The organism is Aeromonas sobria, from assembly GCF_050266975.1.
Lineage (GTDB): Bacteria > Pseudomonadota > Gammaproteobacteria > Enterobacterales > Aeromonadaceae > Aeromonas > Aeromonas sobria_B.
The window spans coordinates 39,655-66,553 of the sequence record NZ_JBKISU010000017.1 but is presented as its reverse complement, the minus strand read 5'-3'; the positions used below and the strand labels follow the sequence as shown (position 1 = coordinate 66,553).

The window sequence follows — 26,899 nt, the reverse complement described above, 5'->3', positions numbered from 1 at the left end:
CCGCCGACTAAAGATTGGCCGTTTAGCGGGTTATCCAGTAAAATCCTGCCTCCATATCCGGCCCTAACCTAATTTGAGTGATCCCTGCTCGATGAAATACATTCGTAACTTTTCGATTATTGCGCACATTGACCACGGTAAATCGACCCTGTCGGACCGTCTGATCCAGACTTGTGGCGGCCTGTCCGACCGCGAGATGCAGGCTCAGGTGCTTGACTCCATGGATCTGGAGCGCGAGCGCGGCATTACCATCAAAGCGCAGAGTGTGACCCTGAACTACCAGGCCAAAGACGGTAACACCTACCAGCTGAACTTTATCGACACCCCGGGTCACGTGGACTTCTCCTATGAGGTATCCCGCTCGCTGGCTGCCTGTGAAGGGGCGCTGCTGGTGGTCGATGCCGGTCAGGGGGTTGAGGCACAGACTCTGGCCAACTGCTACACCGCCATGGAAATGGAGCTGGAAGTGGTGCCAGTGCTCAACAAGATCGACCTGCCTGCCGCCGAGCCCGAGCGGGTTGCCGAGGAGATCGAGGACATCGTCGGCATCGATGCGGTCGATGCGGTGCGTTGCTCCGCCAAGACCGGCCTGGGCGTTGACCTGGTGCTGGAAGAGATCGTCGCCAAGATCCCGGCCCCGGAAGGGGATCCCGATGCCCCGCTGCAGGCGCTGATCATCGACTCCTGGTTCGACTCCTACCTGGGGGTCGTCTCCCTGGTGCGGATCAAGAACGGTTCTCTCAAGAAGAACGACAAGATCAAGGTGATGAGTACCGGCCAGGTATGGGGAGTCGATCGCATCGGTATCTTCACCCCCAAGCAGGTGGATACCCAGGGGCTGGGCTGTGGCGAGGTAGGTTGGGTGGTCTGCGGCATCAAGGACATCCACGGCGCCCCAGTGGGCGATACCCTGACCCAGGCCAAGCACGGCGCCGACAAGGCCCTGGCCGGTTTCAAGAAGGTGAAGCCTCAGGTCTATGCGGGTCTGTTCCCCATCTCCAGCGATGACTACGAGTCCTTCCGTGACGCCCTGGACAAGCTCTCCCTCAACGATGCCTCCCTGTTCTTCGAGCCGGAGAGTTCCACCGCCCTGGGCTTTGGCTTCCGTTGCGGCTTCCTCGGCATGCTGCACATGGAGATCATCCAGGAGCGTCTGGAGCGGGAATACGATCTGGATCTCATCACCACGGCCCCGACCGTCGTGTATGAAATCGAACTCAACGACGGTTCGACCATCCACATCGACAGCCCGGCCGCCATGCCGCCTGTGAACAACATCAAGGAGATGCGCGAGCCCATCGCCGAGTGCAACATCCTGCTGCCGCAGGAGTACATGGGCAACGTCATCACCCTGTGCATCGAGAAGCGTGGCGTGCAGACCAACATGGTCTACCACGGCAAGCAGGTGGCTCTGACCTACGAGATCCCCATGGCGGAAGTGGTGCTCGACTTCTTCGATCGCCTCAAGTCCACCAGTCGCGGTTACGCCTCGCTGGATTACGGCTTCAAGCACTTCCAGACCTCCGACATGGTGCGTCTCGACATCATGATCAACGGCGAGCGGGTCGATGCCCTGGCCATCATCACCCACAAGGAGAACGCCCAGTTCCGCGGTCGCCAGGTGGTGGAGAAGATGCGCGAGCTGATCCCGCGCCAGATGTTCGACATCGCCATTCAGGCTTCTATCGGCAACCAGATCATCGCCCGCAGCACGGTCAAGGCCCTGCGCAAGGACGTGACCGCCAAGTGCTACGGCGGCGACGTGAGCCGCAAGAAGAAGCTGTTGAACAAGCAGAAAGAAGGCAAGAAGCGGATGAAGTCCCTGGGCCGTGTCGACGTGCCGCAGGAGGCCTTCCTCGCCATTCTCCATGTAGGAAAGGATTGATCTGATGGCAAGCACGTTTTCCCTGATCCTGGTCATCGTCTGTCTGGTGACCGGCGTCATCTGGTGTGTCGACAAACTGGTGTGGTCCAAGCAGCGGGCCGCCAAGATCGCCGTGGCCCGTGCCCATGGCGGTGCTGGCCTAGACGAGAAGACCCTGGCCAAGGTGGCGCCGGTTCCGGTATGGATAGAGCAGACGGCGGGGATCTTCCCCGTCATCACCCTGGTGCTGATCCTGCGCTCCTTCCTGTTCGAGCCGTTCCAGATCCCGTCGGGTTCCATGATGCCCACCCTGCTGGTGGGGGACTTCATCCTGGTGGAGAAGTTTGCCTATGGCCTCAAGGATCCCGTGACCAACACCAAGTTCCTCGAGACGGGTGAACCGTCACGGGGCGACGTGGTGGTGTTCAAGTATCCGCTGGATACCCGGGTCGACTACATCAAACGGGTGGTCGGCATGCCGGGGGACAGAGTCATCTATCGCAACAAGCAGATCATGATCCGGCCCAAGTGCGAGGAACAGGAAGGGAAAACCTGCCCGGGCTTCCAGAAGCTCGACGTCACCTTCGACCAGCGGGGTGAATTCAGCCAGATGGGGATCCCCCTGGATCGCTTCACCGAGCAGTTGGGTGCGGTGAGCCACGATACCCTGCGCAATCCCATGATGCCGGACCTGGTGGATCGCTACTATCGCCAGCCCGGTACCTACCCGGACGAGTGGGTGGTGCCGGAGGGGCACTACTTCGTGATGGGCGACAACCGCGACAACAGCACCGACAGCCGTTTCTGGGGCTTCGTGCCCGAACAGAACCTGGTGGGCAAGGCGGTCGCCATCTGGATCAGTTTCGAATTTGAGCGCGACGAGAGCTCCTGGCTGCCTGGCTGGGTGCCGACCGGCGTGCGCTTCAACCGCATTGGCGGAATCGAGTGATGATGAATATCAAGATGAACAGACTGCAGTCCCGTCTCGGGCATGTCTTTTCGGACAAGGATATGTTGACCCGGGCCCTGACGCATCGCAGCGCCGGGTCCCGCCACAACGAGCGACTGGAGTTCCTCGGGGACTCCATCCTCAGCCTGGTGATTGCCGATGACCTCTTCCACCGCTTCCCGCAGGCGGCGGAAGGGGATCTCAGCCGGATGCGCGCCACCCTGGTGCGTGAGAAGACGCTGGCGGAACTGGGCCGCGAATTCGAGCTCGGGGATCATCTGATCCTGGGCCCGGGGGAGCTCAAGAGCGGCGGCTATCGCCGCGAATCCATCCTGGCGGACACGGTCGAGGCGATGATCGGCGCCATCTATCTGGATACCGACCTTGAGACGGTGCGTGGATTGCTGCTCGGCTGGTACGCCAGCCGCCTGGAGGAGATCAAGCCGGGCATAGAGCAGAAGGATCCCAAGACCCGTCTACAAGAAATATTGCAGGGAAGCCGCAAATCCCTGCCGACCTATACCGTGACCAAGGTCAAGGGTGAGGCACACAACCAGGAGTTCACCGTCCAGTGCGACGTCGAAGGCCTGGCTGAGCCCCTCATAGGGGTCGGCACCAGCCGCCGCAAGGCCGAACAGGCCGCTGCGCAGCAAGCATTGGAAAGACTGTCATGACTGCTATTGATGCAAGAGGCCGCGGTCTTTCAACACAACAGGCATTGGAAAAACTGTCATGACAGATACGACGTATTGCGGCTTTGTCGCCATCGTGGGCCGCCCCAACGTGGGCAAGTCCACCCTGCTCAACAAGCTGCTCGGCCAGAAGGTCAGCATCACCTCGAAGAAGCCCCAGACCACCCGTCACCGAATTTTGGGCATCGACACCGAGGACAACCATCAGACCATCTATGTGGATACCCCGGGTCTGCACATCGAAGAGAAGCGGGCCATCAACCGCCTGATGAACCGCGCCGCCACCAGCTCCCTGGGGGACGTGGCCATGGTGGTGTTCGTGGTCGACGGTACCCACTGGACCAAGGATGACGAGATGGTGCTGGGCAAGCTGCGCCACCTCAAGTGCCCCGTGGTGCTGGCGGTCAACAAGATCGACAACGTCAAGGAGAAAGAAGATCTGCTGCCCCACCTGGAGTGGCTGGGCCAGCAGATGAACTTCGCCCACATCCTGCCCATCAGCGCCGAGAAGGGCACCAACGTCGCCAAGATCCGCGAATGGGCCAAGGATCTGCTGCCTGAGAATGTCCACTTCTTCCCGGAAGATTACGTGACCGACCGCTCCTCCCGCTTCATGGCTTCGGAGATCATTCGCGAGAAGCTGATGCGGTTCACCGGCGAGGAGCTGCCCTACTCGGTGACGGTGGAGATAGAGCGCTTCAAGGTGGAAGAGAGCGGCATCTATCACATCAATGCCCTGATCCTGGTGGAGCGGGATGGCCAGAAGAAGATGGTCATCGGCAACAAGGGAGAGCGGATCAAGACCATAGGCACAGAGGCGCGCCTGGACATGGAACGCCTGTTCCAGAACAAGGTGTTCCTCGAGCTCTGGGTCAAGGTCAAGGCGGGCTGGGCCGACGATGAGCGGGCCCTGCGCAGCCTGGGTTATGGTGACGACTGATTGCTGAGCCCAGCCTTCGTCATCCACAGTCGGCCCTATCGGGAGACCAGCCAGCTGGTCGAGGTGTTTACCCAGGATAGTGGCCGATTCACCCTGGTGGCTCGCGGTTCCCGCGGGCCACGCTCCCCGCTCAAGGGGCTGCTGCAACCCTTCTCCCTGCTCACCCTCAGCTGGCGCGGCAAGGGGGATCTCAAGAATCTCGTCCAGGTCGAATGCCCGGATCACTCCCTGCGCCTCGGCGGCGATCTGCTGTTCTACGGCCTCTATCTGAACGAGCTGGTCTACTACCTGCTCGAGGCCAATACCCCCTTCCCCGAGGTGTTCGACGCCTATGCCCATGCGCTGATGGCACTCACCGACGGTGAAACCCCGGAGCAGCCCCTGCGCCGCTTCGAGTTTCTGCTGCTGCAGGCCTTGGGCTATGCGGTGGACTTCGAATACGCCGCCGACGACGACACCCCGATCCAGCCCGCCCTGCTCTATGGCTTCGAGCGGGAGCTCGGCTTCGTCGCTTGCGAGCGGGCGCCGGATCCCCGTACCCTGTTTCTCGGTGCCCACCTGCTGGCCTTCGCCGAGGGGCGGTTCGATACCCCACCCTTGTTGCAGGCGGCCAAGCGTTTCAGCCGGCTGGCGCTGCAACCTTATCTGGGTAAACGCCAGTTGAAGAGTAGGGAGCTGTTTTTGAAACGGAAAGGCTAATGCCGATTGGCGCTGCAACCCCTCATATTTCAGTAAACGCCAGTTGAAGAGCAGGGAGCTGTTTTTGAAGCGAAAAGGCTAACGCCGATTGGCGCTGCAACTTCTCATATTGCAGCAAGCGTCAGTGGAAGAGCAGGGCGCTGTTTTTGACGCACCCCGCAATGAGACAGGCAGGCCCCTGGCGCCGAGTCGCCGGCCGCTAGACCTGCAACGGATTTCAACACGGACTTTCAAGGAGTTATCAATGAGCGAAATCTATCTGGGTGTGAACATCGATCACATCGCCACCCTGCGCAATGCCCGTGGCACCCAGTACCCGGATCCGGTACAGGCCGCCTTCGTGGCCGAGCAGGCCGGAGCCGATGGCATTACCGTCCACCTGCGGGAAGATCGTCGCCACATCACCGACCGCGACGTCGAGATCCTGCGTCAGACCATCCAGACCAGGATGAACCTGGAGATGGCGGTGACCGAGGAGATGATCGCCATCGCCTGTCGTATCAAGCCTCACTTCGTCTGCCTGGTGCCGGAGAAGCGCACCGAGGTGACCACAGAGGGGGGCCTGGACGTGGCCGGTCAGCTGGACAAGGTGAGCGATGCCGTGCGCCGCCTGAGCGAGGTGGGCGCCAAGGTGTCGCTCTTCATCGATGCCGACCCCATCCAGATCGATGCGGCAGTCGAGAGCGGTGCCCCCTTCATCGAGATCCACACCGGCCGCTATGCTGATGCCACCACGGATGCCGAGCGCAACGCCGAGTTCAAGCGGATCGCCGCCGGCGCCTCCTATGCCGCCGACAAGGGGCTCAAGGTCAATGCCGGCCACGGCCTGCACTACCACAACGTGCAGGCGATCGCCGCCATCCCCGAGATCTATGAGCTCAATATCGGTCACGCCATCATAGGTCGCGCCGCCTTCGACGGCCTGGCCAAGGCGGTCAGCGACATGCGCGCCCTGATGCAGGAAGCCCGCAGCAACCTCTGATCCCGTCAGGGCGAGGAGGTCCAGCAAGAAGCCGCCGGCAGGGAGACTGCCGGCGGCTTCTCTTTTGGAGTCTGGCAAGGGTGGGGGCTGATGGCGTGCAGGGCGTGAAACAGGGCTCAGGGCGCCGGAGAGTACTTTTCCAGCAGGGCGGTGAGGATGGCCTGACTCTCGAGGTCGGGCTCGCTGTCGACCCTCTCCTGGCGAAAGTGGAGCTGGAAGGCGCGCAGGGCATCCCGGCTCGGCGCATCCCATTGGCCCGTGGCGGGCAGATCATAGCCGTAGCGGGCGAGGGCCTGCTGCCAGCGGCCGGCATCCCAGCGGGCGGACGGGGAGCGCGCCAGCTCGGCGCGCAGGGCGGCAACCCGGGACTCATCGGGCCAGGCGCCGACGCCGTATTCGAAGTGGAGCCGTCGCCAGGGGAAGCGGGGACCCGGATCCAGCTTGCGGGTCGGCGCCACGTCGCTGTGGGCCAGCACCTGGGTCGGTGCTATCCGGTAGCGGGCGGCTAGGTCTCGCACCAGCTCGCCCACGGCGGCGATCTGGGGCTCGGTGAATGGCTGCCAGTGACGGCGATCGATGGCCAGGTGCGTTTCCCTGGCATCGTAGCCCAGGTTGACTATCTCTATGCCCAGGGAGCTGGCATTGAGCCCGGCCTGGTGATGCCAGCGGCTGCGCCCCGCATGCCAGGCGCGCTGGCTGTCCGGCACCAGCTGATAGACGGGCAGGGGAGTGCGGGCCGGCTCACGGGGCACCAGATAGTGGGCGCTCACCTTGTGGCGGGCGCGGGTCAGCAGGCGCAGGGAGTTGGCGTCATCCTCGTCCGTGTAATGGAGGATGATGAAGGCGATGCGATCATCCTGGCTGGCACTGTGATGGCGGTGATCGAGGCGGTAACTGGCGGGCTGGCAGCCTTGGAGGGCGAGGCTGGCCAGCAGGAGCAGGGCCCAGCCAAGGGAGGGGCGCCGCGCCGCGCTCCCCTCTCGGCCGGGGGGCCGATGCAGGGGGAGGTGCGACGGCGCGGCCATGGCTCAGCCGCGCAGTTGTGCGGTCAGGCCGAGCAGGAAGTTGCGCAGGATCTGATCCCCGCAATCCTGGTAGTGCTTGTGATCCTTGGCGCGAAACAGGGCGCTCAGCTCGGACTTGGAGAGCTTGAAGTCGGCGGCTTTGAGGGTGGCCAGCATATCCTCTTCCTTGAAGTTCAAGGCGATGCGCAGCTTTCTCAAGATGAGATTGTTGTTGATCCGGTTGGGGATCTGCTGGGGCGGCGCGTCTTCCTTCACGCCGCGGCGCACGGCGATCATGCCGTCGAGAAACTGGCTGAGGGCCGAGTCCGGGCAGGCGGCAAAGCCCGCTTCCTGCGCTTCTCCTTCTTCGGCTTCTTTCATCAGCCAGCTGTGCAGCTGGGCGTGGCTGACCGGCAGATTGCCTTTGGCAAACATCTCGACCATCTGGTCGTTGCTGATGTTGAGGGCGTAGCGCAGGCGACGCAGTATATCGTTGTTGGTCATGGTGACTCCTGTAAAAGCGGGCAACTGTATCACTTGGCGGGGGTGGCGTCAGAAAAAGCGCCGCCCGGCAGCATCTTGGCTAAAGGTAGCGGGGCGCCTCGGCCCGCACCTGTTCGATGGCGTCCTGCAGCTCCAGCAGTTCGGGCTCGAGCTCGGCGACGGCGACGCCATCGCGCAGCTGCTGCTCCAGCTGGGAGAGCAGCCGCTGCAGGCCGGGCACCCCTGAGTAGGCGCAGCCGCCGTTGAGGCGGTGCAGCTGATCCAGTACCTCCTGGGAGGGGGCCTCGCCCCGGATGGCGGCCTCGAGCAGGGGGTCCACCTCGTCGAAGCTGATGAGCAGCATGGTCAGCATCTCCTGGGCCAGCTCCGGCTTGCTGGCGGCCTGGCGCACCGCCAGGGTCCAGTCTATCTGCTGGGGGCCGCTGCTCTGGTGGCGGCGATGGGCGAAGTCCTTGATGAGCTGGGCCAGCATGGCCTCGTCGATGGGCTTGGCCAGGTAGTCGTCCATGCCCTGGCGGATCAGCCGCTCCCGCTCGCCCGGGATGGCATGGGCGGTAACCGCGACTATGGGGGTCTCGGTATTGAGAGACTGGCTGCGAATGGCCTGGGTGGCGCTGATGCCATCCATGATGGGCATCTGTATGTCCATGAAGATGATGTCAAAGCCCTGACTCTGGGCCTGATGGACCGCCTCCTTGCCGTTCTTGCACACCACCACCTGGCTCACCATCTCCTTGAGCATGGCGGCGATGAGCTTGAGGTTGGCGGCATTGTCGTCCACCGCCAGCACCCGTATGTCTTCGATATGGCGCGGCTGGGGGGCGGGCAGCAGCTCGTTCTTGGTCGCCTCGGGGGAGAGCAGGGCGTGCAGCAGTTTGCGGTGATTGATGGGCTTGGAGAGACAATGCAGGGCCCCATGTTGGTGCATCTCCTCATACAGGGCCGGCTCGTGACTGCTGAGCAGCACGATGCGGTTCTGCCGTCCCTTGAGGCCATCGAGCCGAGCCAGCACGGATTCGGGGCCGTGGCGCTGGCTGCTGCCGATCAGCACCATGTCCTGGTCGGCGATGGCGGGCCAGGGGGCATCGGGCTCGACCAGGCTGACATCCAGCCGCCACTCCTCCAGCAGGGCGCAGAGGGCGGCCCGGGTGAAGGGATCGGGCTCCAGCAGCCAGACCCGGCGGCCCCGGATGCGATCCAGCGGCAGCTGATCCGCCTGGGGCAGCAGGGAGACCTCGAGATCCAGGCTGAAGGTGAACACGGATCCCTGGCCGAGTTCGGACTCGAAGCGGATGAGGCCGCCCATCTGCTGCACCAGCTTCTGGGTGATGACCAGGCCGAGCCCTGTGCCGCCGTAGCGGCGGGAGATGGAGGAGTCCGCCTGGTTGAAGGCCTGGAACAGCTGGCGCTGCTGATCTGGCGAGATGCCGATGCCGGTGTCGCGGATCTGCACATTGAGGCGGCACTTGCCCTGGTGCAGGGGGCCGCTCTGGCTGATGTGGACGTCCACGTTGCCCTGTTCGGTGAACTTGATGGCGTTGCCGGCCAGATTGGTGATCACCTGCTGCAGGCGCATGGGATCGCCGGTGAGGTGGTCCGGCACCTCGGCATCGACCCGCAATGAGAGCTCCAGCTGCTTGTCGTGGGCGCTCGGTCCCAGCAGGTGCATGGTCTCGTTGAGGGTGTCGCGCAGGCTGAAGGGGATGTGCTCCAGTTGCAGCTTGCCCGCCTCCAGCTTGGAGAAGTCGAGGATGTCGTTGATGATGCTGAGCAGGTTGCGGGCCGACTTCTCTATGGTCTGCATGTAGTCGGTCTGGCTCGGGGTCAGCGCCGTCTTGAGTAGCTGACGGGTGAAACCGATGACACCGTTGAGGGGGGTGCGCAGCTCGTGGGACATGTTGGCCAGGAACTCCGATTTGACCCGCGCCGCCTCCTGGGCCCGCTTCTTGGCCATGTCGAGCTCGACGTTCTGGATCTCTATTTGTTCGAGGGTCTCCCTCAGATCCGAGGTGGCCTGATCGATGTTCTGCTGCATCTCCTCGTGGTATTCGGAGAGCGCCTTGGCCATGGCGTTGATGCCGTTTTTCAGCATGTCCAGCTCGCCGGTGAGCTGGCCGCTGACCCGGGTATCGAGGCGCCCTTCCCTGATCTTGTGCACCGCCTTCACCATGTCGGTGATGGGCTGGGTCACGCTCTTGACCAGGCGAAAGCCGAACAGGGCGCTGACGGCGATGCCGATCAGCACCATGATCACCGCGAAGAAGGTGTCGCGGTACTGCAGTATCATGGCCCTGTCCATGGTCATCTGCATCGAGATGTAGCCGATGACGGGGGGATCGAGATCGCTGGGCAGGGGGAAGCCGTCCAGGCTGGTTTCGGCCTGGATCGGGGTACGCAATATGATGTCGTCGCCATAGCGGCTGACGCTGGTCAGCTCTGGGATGGGGCGGCCATCCGGCAGCCGCAGCCGGGTGAAGTCGCGATGGTAGTTGGACGTCACGAACAGCTGGTTGTCCTGGGTGAAGACTGCGATGGACTTGATGAGCGGCGAGTTCTTGCGGTGGGTCAGGCCGATCAGCCGCTTGAGCGACTCGCGGCTGTGCTGGGTCATGCCGTATTCGCTGGCGATCGCCAGGGGCTCTATGATGTTGATCCCCTGATCGATGAGGTTGTTTTCCAGCTGCTGATAACGGTGGAAGGTGAAATAACCGGCCATCAGGCCGCCGATGATCAGGGTGGGCAATATGGTGAAGGCGAGCACCCGTGCCCGCAGGCCGTATTTGGTCATTGGAGAGCCCCCCCGATGAACAGGGTTGGCAAGGGGGTCAACGGACGGGCGCGTGCCTGCAGGTGGTATCGGGTCATGCGAAAGATCCCACGATGAACAGGGCTGGCAAGGGGGTCAACGAACGAGCGCGTGCCCGCAGGTGGTATCGGGTCATGGGAGAGCCCCCACGATGAACAGGGCTGGCAAGGGGGTCAACGGACGGGCGCATGCCTGCAGGCTGCCTTGGGTCATGGGAGAGATCCCCCGGTGAGCAGGGTGGACAATAGGGTAAATGAGCGGGGGCGGGCTCTCAGGCCGTATTTGGTCATACTATTATTCTTGTGGGACAATAGCCTGCTGCAGATTCCACAATCATGACATAGCCACCTATAGGCACCAAGTTTTATGGCCCAGTTTTTCAAGCCCCAAAAGAAATCCACCCAGCCCCAACGCATTGAATTTACGGTAGACAGTCTGGACCATCACTGCGTCGGTATCGGCCGCCATCAGGGCAAGGCCATCTTCGTCGAAGGGGCGCTGCCCGGCGAGCGGGTCAAGGCTCGCCTCGTCGATGACAAGAAGCACTATGGCCACGGCGCCCTGCAGCAGGTGGTGCTGCCGGCCGACAACCGCATCCCTCCGTTCTGCGCCCATTACCGCGAATGTGGTGGCTGCAATGCCCAGCACATGTCCCAGGCCGATCAGCAAGCGGCCAAGCAGGCTGGACTGGTCAGCCTGTTCGAGCGCCTGGGCAACATCCAGGCGCCGGCCCTCGCCCCCGTGCTGACCGGGGGATCCCGCGCCTATCGCCGGGTCTGCCGGCTGGCCATCAAGTTTGACAAGAACGGCCGCTGCACTCGGGTCGGCTTTCGCCGTCGCCAATCCAGCGACCTGGTGGAGATAGGGGCTTGCCCCGTGCTGGTCGATCCGCTCTCGGCCCTGATCACGCCGCTGCGCGAGTGTCTCAACCGCCTCAAGAGCCAGCGTGAGCTGGGTCATGTGGAGCTCATCCAGGCCGAGCAGGGGATCCTGATGCTGCTGCGCCATACCGGTCGCCCCAACGAGGCGGATCGCGCCCTGCTGGTGGCGTTTGCGCAGGCTCAGGGGATAGACCTCTATCTGCAGGCGGCCGATGAGCGTATCGAGCCCCTGAGCCAGCAGTTTGAGCCCGCTTACTCGTTGGATGGCCTGACTCTTGCATTTGCTCCCGCTGATTTCATCCAGATCAATGGCGGCATCAACCAGGCCATGGTGGCCCAGGCCATCGACTGGCTTGGGGTCGGCGTCGGGGACAAGGTGCTGGATCTGTTCTGCGGCATCGGCAACTTCACCCTGCCCCTGGCGCGCAAGGCCAGGGAGGTGGTCGGGGTGGAAGGGGATCTGGCCATGGTGGCCCGGGCCAGCCAGAACGCAAAGCGCAATGGCATCGACAATGCCCGCTTCTACAAGGCGGATTTGAGCGGCGACATCGCCGGCATGTCCTGGGCCCGGGAAGGGTTCGATCTGGTGCTGCTGGACCCCGCGCGCCCCGGTGCGCTGGAGGTGATGAGCCATGTGGTGAAACTTTCCCCCAGGCGGGTGGTCTACGTCTCCTGCAATCCGGTCACCCTGGCCCGGGACAGCAAGGTGCTGGTGGAGGGGGGCTACAAGCTGACTCGTCTGGGCATGCTGGACATGTTCCCCCATACCGGTCATCTCGAATCCATGGCGTTGTTCGAGCTGGGGTGATTGCAGTAATCTGATGCCTCGCCGGGGAGAACAACCGAGATCGGCCGCTACGCCGGCTTGAAATTGGATTGTTGCGTCCCCATTTGAGGCGAGTCTCATCAAAGTGCGGGGTCGGGTTCGCCCGGGTCCCAACAATTAAGGATTGATACCATGGTTGCGGTTCGCGATATTCACTTGAAAGACAACTTCACCCTGGATGAGTGGGTCAGTTCCCTCTCCCTCGGTGAGGCTGAAAAGGATCAGCTGCGAACCGCATACCAATATTGCGTGAGCCAGGGGGAGGAGGCGCTCACCTCCCGCCTGCTGGTGCGCGGTGTGGAGATGGTGGGCATCCTGATGATGCTCAACATGGATGTCGCCACCCTCAAGGCGGCCATCCTCTACCCCTTCGTCGAGGCGGGCCTGATCCCGGCCGCCCGCATGGAGGAGGACTTTGGCTCCAAGATCGCCAAGCTGGTGGAAGGGGTGCTGGAGATGGAGGCCATCCGCTCCCTGCAGACCCTGCATCGCAGCGAGACCTCCCCGGAGCAGGTGGACAATGTGCGGCGCATGCTGCTCGCCATGGTGGAAGATGTGCGCGCCGTGGTGATCAAGCTGGCGGAGCGGATCGCCTGCCTGCGCGAGGCCAAGCTGGCGGATGAGGAGACCCGGGTGTTGATGGCCCAGGAGATCACCAACATCTATGCGCCCCTGGCCAACCGGCTCGGCATAGGTCAGCTCAAGTGGGAGCTCGAGGATCTCGCCTTTCGCTACCTGCACCCGGAGACCTACAAGCAGATCGCCAAACAGCTCGACGAGAAGCGACTCGATCGGGAGCGCTATATCCGCGAGTTCGTGCAGTCCCTGCGCGATGCCCTGGCCGAGGCCGGGGTCGAGGCTGAAGTCTACGGCCGCCCGAAACACATCTACAGCATCTGGCGCAAGATGCAGAAGAAGCACCTGGAATTCAACGAACTGTTCGACGTGCGCGCGGTGCGGGTCATCACCAAGCGGCTGCAGGACTGCTATGCGGCGCTCGGCATAGTTCACACCCATTTCCACCACATTCCCCGCGAGTTTGACGACTATGTCGCCAACCCCAAGCCCAATGGTTATCAATCCATCCATACCGTGGTGGTGGGCAACGAGGGCAAGGCGGTGGAGATCCAGATCCGTACCGACCAGATGCACCAGGATGCCGAGCTCGGTGTCGCCGCGCACTGGCGCTACAAGGAAGGGGCCCAGGCCAGCAAGACCACCAACTTCGAAGACAAGATAGAGTGGCTGCGCAAGCTGCTCGCCTGGCAGGAAGATCTCTCCGAGAGCGGCTCCCTGCTCGAGGATCTGCGCAGTCAGGTGTTCGAGGAGCGGGTCTATGTCTTCACGCCGAAAGGCGACGTCATCGACCTGCCGGCGGGGGCCACCCCGCTCGATTTTGCCTATCACGTCCACAGCATGATCGGCCACCGCTGCATCGGCACCAAGATAGATGGTCGCATCGTGCCCTTCACCTACACGCTGCAGACCGGCGATCAGGTGGAGGTGATCACTCAGAAGGAGCCGAACCCGAGCCGCGACTGGATGAACCCGAACGCCGGCTTCCTGCGCTCCAGCCGGGCCCGGGCCAAGGTCGCCACCTGGTTTCGCAAGCTGGATCGGGACAAGAATGTCGCCGCCGGCAAGGAGCTGCTCGACAAGGAGCTGGACAGACACAATCTGACCCTCTCCAAGGTGGACAAGGTGGTGCTGGAGCGATTCAATGCCGAGGAGCTCGACGATCTGCTGGCGGGGATCGGCAGCGGCGACATCCGCATCAACCAGCTGCTCAACTACCTTGACACCCGCTACAACAAGCCGACGGCGGAGGAGGAAGATCGCCGCCTGCTGGCGAAGCTGGAGCAGAAGGCCAATACGCCGTTCCGTCCCAAACCCAAGGATCACATAGTGGTGGAGGGGGTGGGCAATCTGATGACCCACATCGCCCGCTGCTGCCAGCCGATCCCGGGGGATGCCATCCAGGGCTTCATCACCATGGGGCGCGGCGTCTCCATCCACAGGGACGACTGCGAACAGCTCAAAGAGCTGTCGCGCCGCAATCCGGAGCGCCTGATCGATGCGGTCTGGGGGGAGAACTACTCCGGCGGCTATGGCCTGACCATCCGCATCCTCTCCAATGACAGATCCGGCCTGCTGCGAGACATCACCACTGTGCTCGCCAACGAGAAGATCAACGTCATGGGGGTGCGCTCGCGCTCCAACGTCAAGGATCAGACCGCCGAGATCGACATGGAGCTGGAGATCTACAACATCAACGCCTTCAACCGAGCCTTGGCCAAGCTCAGCCAGCTCGACGACGTGATCAGCGCCAAGCGCCTCTGATCGCCGATTAAAAGTGACCGGCCCCTGTGGCCGGTTGTTCTTCATGACCCTTCTTGAACGAATCGAAAGCGAAGATCCCATGTCCCAACGTTACGACCTCTCACAACTGCTCGATATCATGGCTCGCCTGCGGGATCCCCAGGGGGGGTGCCCCTGGGATCTCAAGCAGAGCTTCCAGACCATAGTGCCCCACACCCTGGAAGAGGCCTATGAAGTGGCCGACGCCATCGAAACCCAGGATTGGCAGGGGCTGAAGGGGGAGCTCGGGGATTTGCTGTTCCAGGTGGTGTTCTATGCCCAGCTCGGCAAGGAGCGGGGCTTGTTCGATTTCGCCGCCATCCCCACGTGTTTGCCGATGCGGAGCTCGGCGACGAGCAGGCGGTGAAGGTGAACTGGGAGGCAGAGAAAGCCAAGGAGCGGGCTGCGCTCGACCAAGAGAGCGTGCTGGACGACATCCCCCTTTCGCTGCCGGCCCTGACCCGGGCCGCCAAGATCCAGAAGCGCTGTGCCAGCGTCGGTTTCGACTGGAAGACGCTCGGCCCCGTGGTGGACAAGATCCATGAGGAGCTGGACGAGGTGATGGAAGAGGCGCTGATGGCGGACGTGGACGAGGCGCGGGTGAGCGACGAGCTCGGCGATCTGCTGTTTGCCACCGTCAACCTGGTGCGCCATCTGGGCAAGGATCCGGAGCAGGTGCTGCGGGGCGCCAATGCCAAGTTCGAGCGCCGCTTTCGTCAGGTTGAGCAGTTTATCGCCGCCGAAGGGCTCAAGATGACCGATTGTTCCCTGGAAAAACTCGATGGGGCCTGGGACAGAGCCAAGCAAACCGAGCAAAGTTGATTTGGCGCAAGGCGCCTGGCGTGCGGGCCTGATAGATTTTTGTTCATTGTTTGGGAGAGGGGGTTTTGGTATACTGTTTCCCCGTCCTGCTTCATCCCCGAAGCACCCCTTAAAAATCCCTAAACTTCTTTCAGGTTCAGCATGACGACAAAATATATTTTTGTAACTGGTGGCGTTGTTTCATCCCTCGGCAAAGGCATTGCCGCAGCTTCTCTGGCAGCCATTCTGGAAGCCCGTGGTCTGGATGTGACCATCATGAAACTGGACCCCTATATCAACGTGGATCCGGGCACCATGAGCCCGACCCAGCACGGTGAAGTATTCGTAACCGAGGACGGGGCCGAGACCGATCTGGACTTGGGCCACTACGAGCGCTTCATCCGCACCAAGATGACCCGCCGCAACAACTTCACCACAGGCCGCATCTATGCCGACGTGCTGCGCAAGGAGCGTCGTGGTGACTACCTGGGTGCCACCATCCAGGTGATCCCGCACATCACCAACGCCATCAAGGAGCGGGTGATTGCCGGTGCCGAGGGCCATCAGGTGGCCATCGTCGAAGTGGGCGGTACCGTGGGCGACATCGAGTCCCTGCCGTTCCTCGAGGCCCTGCGCCAGCTGGCCGCGGAAGTGGGTCGCAACAACGCCATGTTCATGCACCTGACCCTGGTTCCCTACCTGGCCGCCGCCGGCGAGGTGAAGACCAAGCCGACCCAGCACTCCGTCAAGGAGCTGCTCTCCATCGGTATCCAGCCGGATGTGCTGATCTGCCGCTCCGACCGCGCCATCCCGGCCGTTGAGCGCGCCAAGATCGCCCTGTTCTGCAACGTGCCCGAGCGCGCCGTCATCTCCATGAAGGACGTCGACTCCATCTACAAGATCCCGGCCCTGCTCAAGTCCCAGAATCTGGACACCTACTTCATCGAGCGCTTCGGTCTGGAGTGCAAGGAAGCAGACTTGTCCGAGTGGGAACAGGTCATCTATGAAGAGGCCAACCCGACTGCGGAAGTGACCATCGGCATGGTGGGCAAGTATGTCTCCCTGCCGGATGCTTACAAGTCCGTCAACGAGGCGCTCAAGCACGGCGGCCTGAAGAATCGACTCTCCGTTCACATCAAGTACATCGACTCCCAGGACATCGAGACCCGCGGCGAAGAGCTGCTGGAAGGTCTGGATGCCATCCTGGTACCGGGTGGCTTTGGCGAGCGCGGCGTGGAAGGCAAGATCCTGGCGGCCCGTTATGCCCGTGAGAACAAGATCCCCTACCTCGGCATCTGCCTCGGCATGCAGGTCGCACTGATCGAGTTTGCCCGCAACGTGGCGGGTCTGGAAGGGGCTCACTCCTCCGAATTCAAGAAAGATTGCGCCTATCCCGTGGTGGGCCTCATCACCGAATGGGTGGATGAAGAAGGCAACGTCGAGACCCGTACCGAGAAGTCCGATCTGGGCGGCACCATGCGTCTGGGCTCCCAGCTCTGCCACCTGGTGGACGATTCCAAGGTGCGTCAGATGTACGGCAGCCCGACCATTTACGAGCGTCACCGTCATCGCTATGAAGTGAACAACAAGCTGCTGCCGCAGATCGAGGCAGCAGGTCTGAAGGTGACCGGTCTCTCCGCCGACAAGAAATTGGTGGAAATTATCGAGATCCCGGATCACCCTTGGTTTGTGGCGGCGCAGTTCCACCCGGAGTTCACCTCGACTCCCCGTGATGGCCACGCCCTGTTCGCCGGTTTTGTGAAGGCGGCAGGCGAGTATCAGAAGCGTAATTTGAAGTAATTGAAAATAAATGCGGTTGAGGCTCTGGGCCCCAGCCGCTTTTTTTGGCATATTTTTGTTGTTTTTTTACGAAACCTGAGGAAATACACATGTCCAAGATCGTTAAAGTGATCGGTCGTGAAATCATCGACTCCCGTGGTAACCCGACCGTTGAGGCCGAAGTTCACCTGGAAGGTGGTTTTGTTGGTATGGCAGCCGCTCCGTCTGGCGCGTCCACCGGTTCCCGCGAAGCGCTGGAACTGCGTGACGGCGACAAGAGCCGTTTCCTGGGTAAAGGCGTGCTCAAAGCGCTTGAAGCCGTCAACGGCCCGATCGCTCAGGCGCTGCTGGGTAAAGATGCCAAGGACCAGGCCGCTATCGACCAGATCATGATCGACCTCGACGGCACCGAGAACAAATCCAAGTTTGGCGCCAACGCCATCCTGGCCGTTTCCCTGGCCAACGCCAAAGCCGCCGCTGCTGCCAAGGGCCTGCCGCTCTACGCCCACATCGCCGAGCTGAACGGTACCCCGGGTGTCTACTCCATGCCGCTGCCCATGATGAACATCATCAACGGTGGTGAGCACGCCGACAACAACGTCGACATCCAGGAGTTCATGATCCAGCCGGTTGGCGCCAAGACCCTGAAAGAAGCCGTCCGCATGGGCGCCGAAGTGTTCCACAACCTGGCCAAGGTGCTGAAGTCCAAGGGCTACAACACTGCCGTCGGTGACGAGGGTGGCTTCGCTCCCAACCTGAAATCCAACGCCGAAGCGCTGGAAGTGATCGCCGAGGCCGTTGCCGCTGCCGGTTACAAGCTGGGCACCGACATCACCCTGGCCATGGACTGCGCCGCGTCCGAGTTCTACGACGCAGAGAAGAAAGAGTACAACCTGAAAGGCGAAGGTCGCATCTTCACCTCCAACGGTTTCACCGACTTCCTGGCCGACCTGACCACCAAGTTCCCGATCGTCTCCATCGAAGATGGCCTGGACGAATCTGACTGGGAAGGCTTCGCCTACCAGACTGCCGAGCTGGGCAAGAAGATCCAGATCGTGGGTGACGACCTGTTCGTAACCAACACCAAGATCCTCAAGCGCGGCATCGACAACGGCATCGCCAACTCCATCCTGATCAAGTTCAACCAGATCGGCTCCCTGACCGAAACCCTGGCTGCCATCAAGATGGCCAAGGACGCCGGCTACACCGCCGTCATCTCCCACCGCTCCGGTGAGACCGAAGACGCGACCATCGCCGACCTGGCCGTGGGTACCGCTGCTGGCCAGATCAAGACCGGTTCCATGAGCCGTTCTGACCGTGTTGCCAAGTACAACCAGCTGATCCGTATCGAAGAAGCCCTGGGTGCCAAGGCTCCGTTCAACGGTCTGAAAGAAGTGAAAGGCCAGGCGTAATTCCCGCCTTCCTTCCACCGCTCAAAACCCCGCCACCTCGGCGGGGTTTTTTCATTCCCGGGGACGCGGCACGGCTTTTCTATGCCGGTCGGCGCGCGGATGTGTCTGCTTTCTTTTGTCTTTCCCGCGAATATGGGAAACTAAGCCGCTTGATGGAGACCTAGTGCATGCGGCTATTCACCCTGATCCTGTTCCTCCTGCTGGGAGGCCTGCAATACCATCTCTGGCTGGGGAAAAACGGCCTGTCCGATTACCAAGAGAGATCCGATGCCATCGCTCGGCAAGAGCAGGACAATCAGGCGCTCAAGGAACGTAACAATTTGATTTACCGCGAGATAGACGATCTGACATCCGGCCTTGAGGCGATCGAGGAGCTGGCGCGCAACGATCTCGGTTATATCAAGCAGGGGGAGACCTTCTACCGGATCATCCCGAACAAGCAGGATGAGCCTGCCGACGGTGACATGGATGAGTGAAGGCGCTTCCCTTGGCCTGACGGCCGTGGTGCCTGCCGCCGGCATCGGCAGTCGGATGGGGGCCTCCTGCCCCAAGCAGTATCTGCCGCTGGCAGGCAAGACGATTCTGGAACACACGCTGGGCGTTCTCCTGACCCACCCTGCCATCGCCCAGGTCATAGTCGCACTGGCGCCTCATGATACCTGGTTCGAGACCCTGTCCGTGGCGAGGGATCCGCGCATCCTGCGGGTCCAGGGCGGCGCGGAGCGGGCTTACTCTGTGCTCAATGCCCTCCATGTGGCGACGGGGCCTTGGGTGCTGGTGCACGATGCGGCGCGCCCCTGCCTGACCTATGGCGATCTCGATGAGCTGATCGCCGCCGCCATGGCGAGCGGCGGCGCCATTCTCGGCAGCCGGGTGCGCGACACCATGAAACGCACCGACGGGGCAGGCAACATAGTGGCGACCGTCGATCGCGACGGCTTGTGGCATGCCCTGACGCCGCAGATGTTTTCCACCGGCACCCTGAAGCGGGCGCTGGAAGAGGGGCTGGCGCTGGGCGCCACCATCACGGACGAGGCCTCCGCCATGGAGCGTGCCGGGTTCCCGGTGCGGATGGTGGAGGGACGCGCCGACAACATCAAGGTGACCCGACCGGAAGATCTCTCCCTGGCCGAGCTCTTTTTACAACAACAGAGTGCGCGCCAGCTGGCGCGACCCGATTGACCCGCAGAGGGGCATGCATGATCCGCATTGGACATGGTTTTGATGAAACAGATTTCTGTGTATTGAGGGGGGATCAGGCATGATGCGAATTGGACATGGTTTTGACGTGCACAAGTTTGGCGGGGTTGGCCCCTGCATGCTGGGCGGGGTCGCCGTTCCCTATGAGCAGGGGCTGCTGGCCCACTCAGATGGAGATGTGGTGCTGCACGCGGTGAGCGACGCTCTGCTCGGGGCCATCGGCGCCGGTGACATCGGCCGTCATTTCCCCGATACTGCCGCGCAATTCAAGGATATCGACAGCCGGATCCTGCTGCGGGACGTGTTTGCCCGAGTACAAGAGGCGGGCTATGCCATCGGCAACCTGGACGTGACCATCATCGCCCAGGCCCCCAAGATGGCGCCCCATATCGACGCCATGTGCGCGGTACTGGCCGCCGATCTGCAATGTGATTTGAACCGGGTGAACGTCAAGGCGACCACCACAGAACAACTCGGGTTTACGGGGCGCAAGGAAGGCATTGCCACCGAAGCCGTCGTCTTATTGGTAAGAACATAATGCTGCAACAACTCGCATATCTGCACGGCGCCCCCACCGCCCGTGGCATCCTCAAGGCCGAGGCCGCTGACTTCATGGTGGTCGAGGATCTGGGCTTCGAACCCTGCGGCGAGGGGGAGCATATCTTCGTCCGGGTGCGAAAAACCGGCGAGAATACCGCCTGGGTCGCCGGCCTGCTGGCCGATGCGGCCGGGGTCAACCGCAATGCGGTGACCTGGGCGGGGCTCAAAGATCGCCACGCGGTGACCGAGCAGTGGTTCGGCATCCATCTGCCGGGCAAGGGGGAGCCGGATCTGTCGGTCATCGAGAGCGACAGCATCCAGATCCTGCAGGCCAAGCGTCACAACAAGAAGCTGCGGGTCGGTTACCTCAAGGGCAACCACTTCACCCTGCGCCTCACCGGCCTGGAGCAGGCAGACACACTGACAGCCCGGCTGCAGGCGATCGCTGCTCAGGGGGTGCCCAATTACTATGGCGAGCAGCGGTTTGGTCGTGGCGGCAACAACCTGGAGGCGGCCAAGGCGATGTTCGCTGGCAAGCGCATCAAGGATCGCAACAAGCGTTCCCTCTATCTCTCCGCCGCCCGCAGCATGCTGTTCAACGCCATCGTCAGCGCTCGCATCGAGCAGGGGCTGGCCAATCGGCTGCTGGCCGGCGATTGCCTGATGCTCAAGGGCAGCCACTCCATCTTCAGCGAAGAGAGCGTGACTCCCGAGTTGGAGGCGCGGCTCGCCTCCGGCGACGTGCAGCTCACCGCCCCCCAGTGGGGCCGCGGCCGACTGGCGAGCCAGGGCGCCGCCGCCGAGTTCGAGCAAGGGGTGCTGGCCTCTTACGGCGAGTGGTGTGAAGGGCTGGAGAAGGCCGGGCTGGATCAGGACAGGCGTCCGCTGCTGCTCAAGCCGGAGCAGATGAGCTGGCAGCTGGATGACGCGGTGCTGACCCTGTCGTTCTTCCTGCCGGCCGGGGCGTTTGCCACCAGCCTGGTGCGTGAGCTGATGCTGGCAGAAGAGGCTGACCATGGCTTCAAGGGCCAGGCGGATGGCAATGATGTGCAACCTGCTCAGTCATGATGATGCGGCAGGAAGCCTTGTTTATGGTTTCAGGAAGGGCATAGATGCGCATTCTGGTGAGTAATGATGACGGCGTGCATGCCGAGGGGATCCACGCCTTGAGCGAGGCGCTGCGCGCCTGTGGCGAGGTGACTGTGGTGGCGCCGGATCGCAACCGCAGCGGGGCGAGCCACTCCCTGACCCTGGAGGTGCCGCTGCGGGTCAGCCGCATCCCGCAGACCGGCTATCACTCGGTCAAGGGCACGCCGACCGACTGCGTGCACCTGGCGGTCAACGAGCTGCTGAGCCCTGAGCCCGACATGGTGGTGGCGGGGATCAATCATGGCGCCAACTTGGGGGATGATGTCATCTATTCGGGCACGGTCGCCGCGGCGACCGAGGGGCGCCATCTGGGCTACCCTTCCCTGGCCATCTCCCTGGTGGGCAAGACCCATTTCGCCTCGGCGGCCCATTACGCGGTGCAGTTGGTGAAGGGCCTGATGCAGTTTCCCCTGCCGGCCAACCAGATCCTCAACGTCAATGTGCCCGACTTGCCCCTTGGCGAGATCAAGGGGATCAAGGTCACCCGGCTCGGCAACCGTCATCGGGCCGAGGCGGTGATCCGCAGCGAGGATCCCCGGGGTCAGCCCATCTACTGGATAGGACCGCCCGGATCCCAGCAGGATGCGGGAGAAGGCACGGATTTCGCTGCCATCGAGCAGGGATATGTCTCCATTACCCCTCTGACCATAGATATGACTGCCTACGACAGTCTGGCGGGTCTGGGGGCATGGCTGGATCTGCAGGGATGAAGGTGTGATAGTGCAACGCCTTTTAAATCAACTCATCGCCCAGGGGATCAGCGATTTTCGCGTGCTCGCGGCCCTTGCCAAGGTGCCGCGTCAGCTGTTCGTGGATGAGGCCATGGCCCACAAGGCCTGGGACAATACCGCCCTGCCCATCGGCCAGGGGCAGACCATTTCCCAGCCCTACATAGTGGCGCGGATGACAGAGCTGCTGATGCAAAACGATCCCGCCCATGTGCTGGAGATCGGGACGGGATCCGGCTATCAGACCGCCGTGCTCGCCAATCTGGTGGAGCGGGTCTATACGGTGGAGCGGATAAAATCGCTGCAATTTCAGGCCAGACGCAGGCTCAGGCAGCTGGACCTGCACAATGTATCGGCCAAGCATGGCAACGGCTGGCTCGGCTGGCCCAGCAAGGGCCCCTTCGATGCCATCCTGGTCACGGCGGCGGCAAGCGAAGTGCCGACCGCACTGACGGATCAACTGGCCGATGGCGGCCGCATGATATTACCGGTAGGGGACAGTCATCAGACCCTGCAACTCATCGAGCGCAATGGCTCCCAGCTGACCAGTCGAGTCCTGGAGCCGGTGCGTTTTGTACCCCTTGTCGACGGAGATGTTGAGTGAAGCTGTTTTCTCGCCTGTATGTGTTGGTGATGCAATGGGCCCGCCATAAATATGCCCCCTATTACCTCTCGATCACCGCCTTCATCGAATCGGTATTCTGGCCCATTCCGGTCGATGTCATGCTGGCGCCCATGGCGCTGGCCAAGCCGGAGAAGGCATGGCGTTATGCCACCCTGGCGACCCTGTTCTCCGTGCTGGGGGCCGTGGTCGGTTATGGCCTGGGCTATGCGCTCTGGGAGCCGGTGGTGCAACCCATGGTGGTCTCCGTCGGTTATGAGGACAAGATAGCCCTGGCCCAGCACTGGTTCGAGCAGTGGGGCATCTGGGTGATTTTCATTGCCAGCTTCACCCCCATCCCTTACAAGGTCTTTACCGTCACGGCAGGTCTGCTCCATATGGCGCTCCTCCCCTTCATCGTGACCTCCATCATAGGGCGGGGCATGCGCTTCTTCCTGGTGGCGGGCCTGATGCGTTGGGGAGGGGAGAAGATGGAGCGCAAGCTGATGCACTATGTGGATGTGCTCGGCTGGATCTGCATCGCCCTGGCCGTGGCGGCCTATTTCTGGTTTAGTCGTTGAGGATGTCTCTATGAATGGGCATATATGGCGCGGGTGCGCCGCCACCCTCTTATCCGGTTTGCTGGCGGCCTGTTCCTCCAGCACGACGCCGGCCCCGGTGCAGGGCCTGTCCAATGATGGTTTCGTCCGTGGCGTGCCGAGTCGGCAGGCTGGTGCGAGCAAGCCGAATATCCAGGGGCGAAGCTACACGGTCAAGCGCGGCGATACCCTCTACTCCATCGCGTTCAACTCGGGCAACGACGTTCCCTCCCTGGCCAGGCTCAACGGCATCAGCCCCCCCTACGGGATCTATCCTGGTCAGGTGCTGCGCCTGGATGGAGGCGCCGCCCTGGCGCCGATCAGCGCCGGCAGCATGAGCAGCGGTACCGCTCGTACCTATCAGGTCCGCCGTGGCGATACCCTGAGCAGCATTGGCCGCCAGTTTGGCGTCTCCAATCAGACCCTGGCACAGCGCAACAACCTGAGCGCCCCCTACAACCTGAATGTGGGCCAGACCCTCAATGTGGGCGGGACGGCCGCGACCAGCATGCCTGTGGTGACGGCGTCGACCAGTCGTCCTCTGACCACGGCCAGTTCAGGTACGACCAGTGCATTCGTCACCAATAAAAGCGTTGCCCAGCCTGCGTCAAAAGCATACGCTGGCACGGCAGTACAAAATAACAACAGTGTCACGCAGAACAATAACAGTGCCTCCTCATCGCACCTCGCCTGGCATTGGCCCGCCAAGGGCCGCATTGTGGAAGGCTTCTCTGTTGCGGAGCAGGGGAACAAGGGCATAGACATAGCTGGTACGAAGGGGCAACCCGTCTACGCGGCCAGCGGCGGTAAAGTGGTCTATGCCGGAAGTGCCTTGAGAGGCTATGGCAAGCTCGTCATCCTCAAACATGACGACGACTACCTCTCGGCCTATGCGCACAACGATGCGTTGCGGGTCCGGGAAGGGGATGTGGTCAAGGGTGGCGCTGTCATCGCCGATATGGGAAGCACGGATGCGCCGGATGTGCGCTTGCACTTTGAAATCCGGTACCGAGGCAAGTCGATCAACCCCATGGGGTACTTGCCAAAGCGTTAACCCCAGAGCGTAGTGCTGACTCTGGTTCAGGTCAGGGAGACACACCATGAGCCAAGAACAATTGGTTATGCAGGATGCAGAGTTCGATGAGGAACTGGAGGTTGAAGAGGCGGAGGTAGTCGAGGCGGTCGCAGCCGAGCCCGAGGAGGTCATCTCCGAGGAGCTGTTGGCACCGGATCTGCACAAGGTGATGGATGCGACCCAGCTCTACCTGGGAGAGATAGGATTCTCTCCCTTGCTCACCGCCGAGGAAGAGGTCTATTACGCCCGTCGCGCCCTGCGCGGCGACAAGGCGGCCCGCAAGCGCATGATTGAGTCCAACCTGCGCCTCGTGGTCAAGATTGCCAGACGCTACAACAATCGTGGTCTGGTGCTGCTCGATTTGATTGAAGAGGGTAACCTCGGCCTCATCCGCGCCGTGGAAAAGTTCGACCCGGAACGAGGGTTTCGCTTCTCGACCTATGCGACCTGGTGGATCCGCCAGACCATAGAGCGAGCCATCATGAATCAGACTCGTACCATTCGTCTGCCCATTCACGTGGTCAAGGAACTCAACGTTTACCTGCGTACCGCCCGTGAATTGTCCCATCGCCTCGACCATGAGCCGACCGCCGAAGACATCGCCTTCGCGCTGGATCGTTCGGTCGATGACGTCAACCGCATGCTCAAGCTCAACGAGAAGATCACCTCGGTCGACACGCCGATCGGTGGCGATCGCGACAAGGCCCTGCTGGATGTGCTCTCAGACGAGCGCGGCATGGGCCCCGAGCTGGAGTCTCAGGAAGATGACATGCGCAGCAGCATTGTCCATTGGCTGGAGGAGCTCAATCCCAAGCAACGGGAGGTGCTGGCACGTCGTTTCGGCTTGCTTGGCTACGAGCCCGCCACCCTGGAGGATGTCGGGGCTGAGATAGGCCTGACCCGGGAGCGAGTGCGCCAGATCCAGGTCGAGGGACTGCGTCGGCTGCGGGAAATCATGGTGGGCCAGGGGCTCTCCATCGAGGCCCTGTTTCGCAGTAATTGAGGCTCGAACCGGGGCCGGCAGATGCTGTCCCGTCGCCATCGTCAGATGGGTGGATGCAAGAAGGGGCCCTCGGGCCCCTTCTTCATGATGCTGCTCAAACGGGAGCAAGGGTATCCAGCGGCCAGCGCGGCACCGCCTTGACCTCCAGCGGTTCGAATACCCCCGCCTTGAGGCGCTGCATGCCGGCATAGGCGATCATGGCGCCATTGTCGGTGCAATACTCGGTGCGCGGATAGAACACCTCGCCCTTGAGGCTCTCCATCAGTTCGGCCAACTGGGCGCGCAGATGGCGGTTGGCACTGACGCCGCCGGCCACCACCAGGCGGTTCAGCCCGGTCTCTTTCAGGGCCCGGCGGCACTTGATGGCCAGGGTATCGACCACCGCATCTTCAAAGGCGCGGGCGATGTCGGCGCGAGTCTGCTCATCGTCACCGTTGGCGGCTATGGTGTTGGCGGCAAAGGTCTTGAGACCGGAGAAGCTCATGTCGAGACCTGGCCTGTCGGTCATGGGGCGGGGGAAGTGGAAACGCCCCGTGGTGCCTTTCTCGGCCAGACGGGAGAGCAGGGGACCGCCAGGATAGTCCAGACCCATCAGCTTGGCGGTCTTGTCGAACGCCTCGCCGGCGGCATCGTCGATGGATTCACCCAGCAGCTGATAGCGGCCGATGCCGTCTACCCGCACCAGCATGGAGTGGCCGCCGGAGACCAGCAGCGCCACGAAGGGGAACTCGGGGGCCTGCTCTTCCAGCATGGGGGCCAGCAGATGGCCTTCCATATGATGCACCGCCACGGCAGGCTTGCCCCATGCCATGGCCAGGGAACGCCCTATGGTGGCGCCCACCAGGATGGCCCCCACCAGACCCGGTCCAGCAGTGTAGGCGATGCCGTCTATGTCATCCTTGCCCAGACCTGCCTCTAGCAATGCGGCCTGGATCAAGGGGATCGTCTTGCGGACATGATCCCGGCTGGCGAGCTCGGGGACGACGCCACCGTAGTCCGCATGCAGCTTGACCTGGCTGTATAACTGATGGGAAAGGATCCCTTTTTGATCATCGAAGATCGCGATCCCGGTTTCGTCACAGGATGTCTCTATGCCCAATACACGCATTGCTAAAAATTTTCACTGCTAAAATGAGACGGCTATGGTAACCTTCGCGGGTTTTTTAAACCAGAGCGATCTCTGCGGGTTTACTTTCATTCCCTGTCCAGAGTATAATTTCGCACCATTTTAAGACATGCTGATCGAATGATGATCAGCTAACAATTTATCACTGAGGTGAAAGGCACATGCCAGTAATCAAAGTCCGTGAAAATGAGCCGTTTGACGTTGCTCTGCGTCGCTTCAAGCGTTCTTGCGAAAAGGCCGGTATCCTGTCTGAAGTTCGTAGCCGTGAGTTCTACGAGAAGCCGACTACCATCCGTAAGCGCGCCAAAGCGTCTGCCGTCAAGCGTCACGCCAAGAAGCTGTCTCGCGAAAACGCTCGTCGTATCCGCCTGTACTAATTAG

General features: G+C 61.9%; 24 protein-coding genes and 1 pseudogene. 21 read left to right on the top strand and 4 right to left on the bottom strand.

Translation table 11 applies throughout. The features are described from left to right. Nucleotides 1-91 precede the first annotated feature (91 nt). The 6 genes from lepA (at nt 92) to pdxJ (ending at nt 6,126) form a co-directional block, all read left to right on the top strand. The gene (gene lepA / locus ACLHZ1_RS11465) at nt 92-1,885 is read left to right on the top strand and encodes a translation elongation factor 4 (protein WP_041995320.1); all 1,794 of its coding nucleotides are present in this window, start codon (nt 92-94) and stop codon (nt 1,883-1,885) included. Between the two features lie 4 nt (nt 1,886-1,889). After that, nucleotides 1,890-2,813 carry a signal peptidase I gene (gene lepB / locus ACLHZ1_RS11460; protein ID WP_427262190.1) on the top strand — a complete coding sequence of 308 codons (924 nt, stop codon included), beginning with the start codon at nt 1,890-1,892 and terminating at the stop codon, nt 2,811-2,813. A 2-nt stretch (nt 2,814-2,815) separates the two neighbouring features. Continuing rightward, nucleotides 2,816-3,487: a ribonuclease III gene (rnc, locus tag ACLHZ1_RS11455; RefSeq protein ID WP_041995324.1), complete on the top strand. Its 672-nt coding sequence runs from the start codon at nt 2,816-2,818 to the stop codon at nt 3,485-3,487. 58 nt (nt 3,488-3,545) lie between these two features. After that, entirely contained in the window at nt 3,546-4,445 is a 900-nt protein-coding gene (gene era, locus ACLHZ1_RS11450) for a GTPase Era (RefSeq protein ID WP_408796692.1), read from the top strand. Next, nucleotides 4,446-5,144: a DNA repair protein RecO gene (gene recO / locus ACLHZ1_RS11445; protein ID WP_427262189.1), complete on the top strand. Its 699-nt coding sequence runs from the start codon at nt 4,446-4,448 to the stop codon at nt 5,142-5,144. Nucleotides 5,145-5,388: 244 nt separating this feature from the next. Then, nucleotides 5,389-6,126 (top strand): pyridoxine 5'-phosphate synthase, encoded by a 738-nt coding sequence (gene pdxJ / locus ACLHZ1_RS11440; protein WP_427262188.1) that lies wholly within the window; start codon nt 5,389-5,391, stop codon nt 6,124-6,126. 116 nt (nt 6,127-6,242) lie between these two features. Here the strand turns inward: pdxJ and ACLHZ1_RS11435 are convergent, their stop codons facing one another. From ACLHZ1_RS11435 to barA, 3 genes are all read right to left on the bottom strand, one after another. Continuing rightward, complete coding sequence (locus ACLHZ1_RS11435) at nt 6,243-7,151, bottom strand: N-acetylmuramoyl-L-alanine amidase (RefSeq protein ID WP_427262187.1); 909 nt, start codon at nt 7,149-7,151, stop codon at nt 6,243-6,245. Between the two features lie 3 nt (nt 7,152-7,154). Then, nucleotides 7,155-7,634 (bottom strand): DUF1456 family protein, encoded by a 480-nt coding sequence (locus tag ACLHZ1_RS11430; RefSeq protein ID WP_427262186.1) that lies wholly within the window; start codon nt 7,632-7,634, stop codon nt 7,155-7,157. Nucleotides 7,635-7,713: 79 nt separating this feature from the next. Then, the gene (barA, locus tag ACLHZ1_RS11425) at nt 7,714-10,422 is read right to left on the bottom strand and encodes a two-component sensor histidine kinase BarA (protein ID WP_408796697.1); all 2,709 of its coding nucleotides are present in this window, start codon (nt 10,420-10,422) and stop codon (nt 7,714-7,716) included. 384 nt (nt 10,423-10,806) lie between these two features. Here barA and rlmD point away from each other — a divergent pair, with 384 nt between their 5' ends. The 14 genes and pseudogenes from rlmD to rpoS all read left to right on the top strand — a co-directional run bounded on the left by rlmD (nt 10,807) and on the right by rpoS (nt 25,392). Continuing rightward, nucleotides 10,807-12,129: a 23S rRNA (uracil(1939)-C(5))-methyltransferase RlmD gene (gene rlmD / locus ACLHZ1_RS11420; protein ID WP_427262185.1), complete on the top strand. Its 1,323-nt coding sequence runs from the start codon at nt 10,807-10,809 to the stop codon at nt 12,127-12,129. A gap of 150 nt (nt 12,130-12,279) precedes the next feature. Continuing rightward, complete coding sequence (gene relA / locus ACLHZ1_RS11415; RefSeq protein WP_427262184.1) at nt 12,280-14,487, top strand: GTP diphosphokinase; 2,208 nt, start codon at nt 12,280-12,282, stop codon at nt 14,485-14,487. Nucleotides 14,488-14,566: 79 nt separating this feature from the next. Then, nucleotides 14,567-15,327: pseudogene (mazG, locus tag ACLHZ1_RS11410) on the top strand (nucleoside triphosphate pyrophosphohydrolase). A gap of 141 nt (nt 15,328-15,468) precedes the next feature. Further along, nucleotides 15,469-17,106 (top strand): glutamine hydrolyzing CTP synthase, encoded by a 1,638-nt coding sequence (pyrG, locus tag ACLHZ1_RS11405; protein ID WP_408796700.1) that lies wholly within the window; start codon nt 15,469-15,471, stop codon nt 17,104-17,106. 89 nt (nt 17,107-17,195) lie between these two features. Beyond that, nucleotides 17,196-18,497 (top strand): phosphopyruvate hydratase, encoded by a 1,302-nt coding sequence (gene eno, locus ACLHZ1_RS11400; RefSeq protein ID WP_041995345.1) that lies wholly within the window; start codon nt 17,196-17,198, stop codon nt 18,495-18,497. Nucleotides 18,498-18,664: 167 nt separating this feature from the next. After that, nucleotides 18,665-18,973 (top strand): cell division protein FtsB, encoded by a 309-nt coding sequence (ftsB, locus tag ACLHZ1_RS11395; RefSeq protein ID WP_427262183.1) that lies wholly within the window; start codon nt 18,665-18,667, stop codon nt 18,971-18,973. Beyond that, a complete protein-coding gene (ispD, locus tag ACLHZ1_RS11390) occupies nt 18,966-19,679 on the top strand; it encodes a 2-C-methyl-D-erythritol 4-phosphate cytidylyltransferase (protein ID WP_427262182.1) in 714 nt (237 codons plus the stop codon). The genes ftsB and ispD overlap by 8 nt, the downstream gene beginning before the upstream one ends. A gap of 79 nt (nt 19,680-19,758) precedes the next feature. Further along, entirely contained in the window at nt 19,759-20,235 is a 477-nt protein-coding gene (gene ispF / locus ACLHZ1_RS11385) for a 2-C-methyl-D-erythritol 2,4-cyclodiphosphate synthase (RefSeq protein WP_427262181.1), read from the top strand. Further along, nucleotides 20,235-21,305, top strand: coding sequence for a tRNA pseudouridine(13) synthase TruD (gene truD / locus ACLHZ1_RS11380; RefSeq protein ID WP_427262180.1), 1,071 nt, complete (start codon nt 20,235-20,237; stop codon nt 21,303-21,305). The genes ispF and truD overlap by 1 nt, the downstream gene beginning before the upstream one ends. A gap of 44 nt (nt 21,306-21,349) precedes the next feature. Then, nucleotides 21,350-22,096 carry a 5'/3'-nucleotidase SurE gene (gene surE / locus ACLHZ1_RS11375; protein WP_427262179.1) on the top strand — a complete coding sequence of 249 codons (747 nt, stop codon included), beginning with the start codon at nt 21,350-21,352 and terminating at the stop codon, nt 22,094-22,096. A gap of 4 nt (nt 22,097-22,100) precedes the next feature. Beyond that, complete coding sequence (locus ACLHZ1_RS11370) at nt 22,101-22,718, top strand: protein-L-isoaspartate(D-aspartate) O-methyltransferase (RefSeq protein WP_408796706.1); 618 nt, start codon at nt 22,101-22,103, stop codon at nt 22,716-22,718. Continuing rightward, complete coding sequence (locus tag ACLHZ1_RS11365; RefSeq protein WP_427262178.1) at nt 22,715-23,296, top strand: YqaA family protein; 582 nt, start codon at nt 22,715-22,717, stop codon at nt 23,294-23,296. The genes ACLHZ1_RS11370 and ACLHZ1_RS11365 overlap by 4 nt, the downstream gene beginning before the upstream one ends. Before the next feature lie 10 nt (nt 23,297-23,306). Further along, nucleotides 23,307-24,368 (top strand): LysM peptidoglycan-binding domain-containing protein, encoded by a 1,062-nt coding sequence (locus ACLHZ1_RS11360; RefSeq protein ID WP_427262177.1) that lies wholly within the window; start codon nt 23,307-23,309, stop codon nt 24,366-24,368. 46 nt (nt 24,369-24,414) lie between these two features. Next, on the top strand, nt 24,415-25,392 hold the full coding sequence (rpoS, locus tag ACLHZ1_RS11355; protein WP_427262176.1) for an RNA polymerase sigma factor RpoS: 978 nt from the start codon (nt 24,415-24,417) through the stop codon (nt 25,390-25,392). Nucleotides 25,393-25,486: 94 nt separating this feature from the next. On the opposite strand, the gene tsaD is transcribed toward rpoS, so the two are convergent. Then, nucleotides 25,487-26,500, bottom strand: a complete 1,014-nt coding sequence (gene tsaD, locus ACLHZ1_RS11350) for a tRNA (adenosine(37)-N6)-threonylcarbamoyltransferase complex transferase subunit TsaD (protein WP_427262175.1) — start codon at nt 26,498-26,500, stop codon at nt 25,487-25,489. A gap of 179 nt (nt 26,501-26,679) precedes the next feature. Here tsaD and rpsU point away from each other — a divergent pair, with 179 nt between their 5' ends. Beyond that, on the top strand, nt 26,680-26,895 hold the full coding sequence (gene rpsU / locus ACLHZ1_RS11345) for a 30S ribosomal protein S21 (RefSeq protein ID WP_005309452.1): 216 nt from the start codon (nt 26,680-26,682) through the stop codon (nt 26,893-26,895). Nucleotides 26,896-26,899 lie beyond the last annotated feature (4 nt).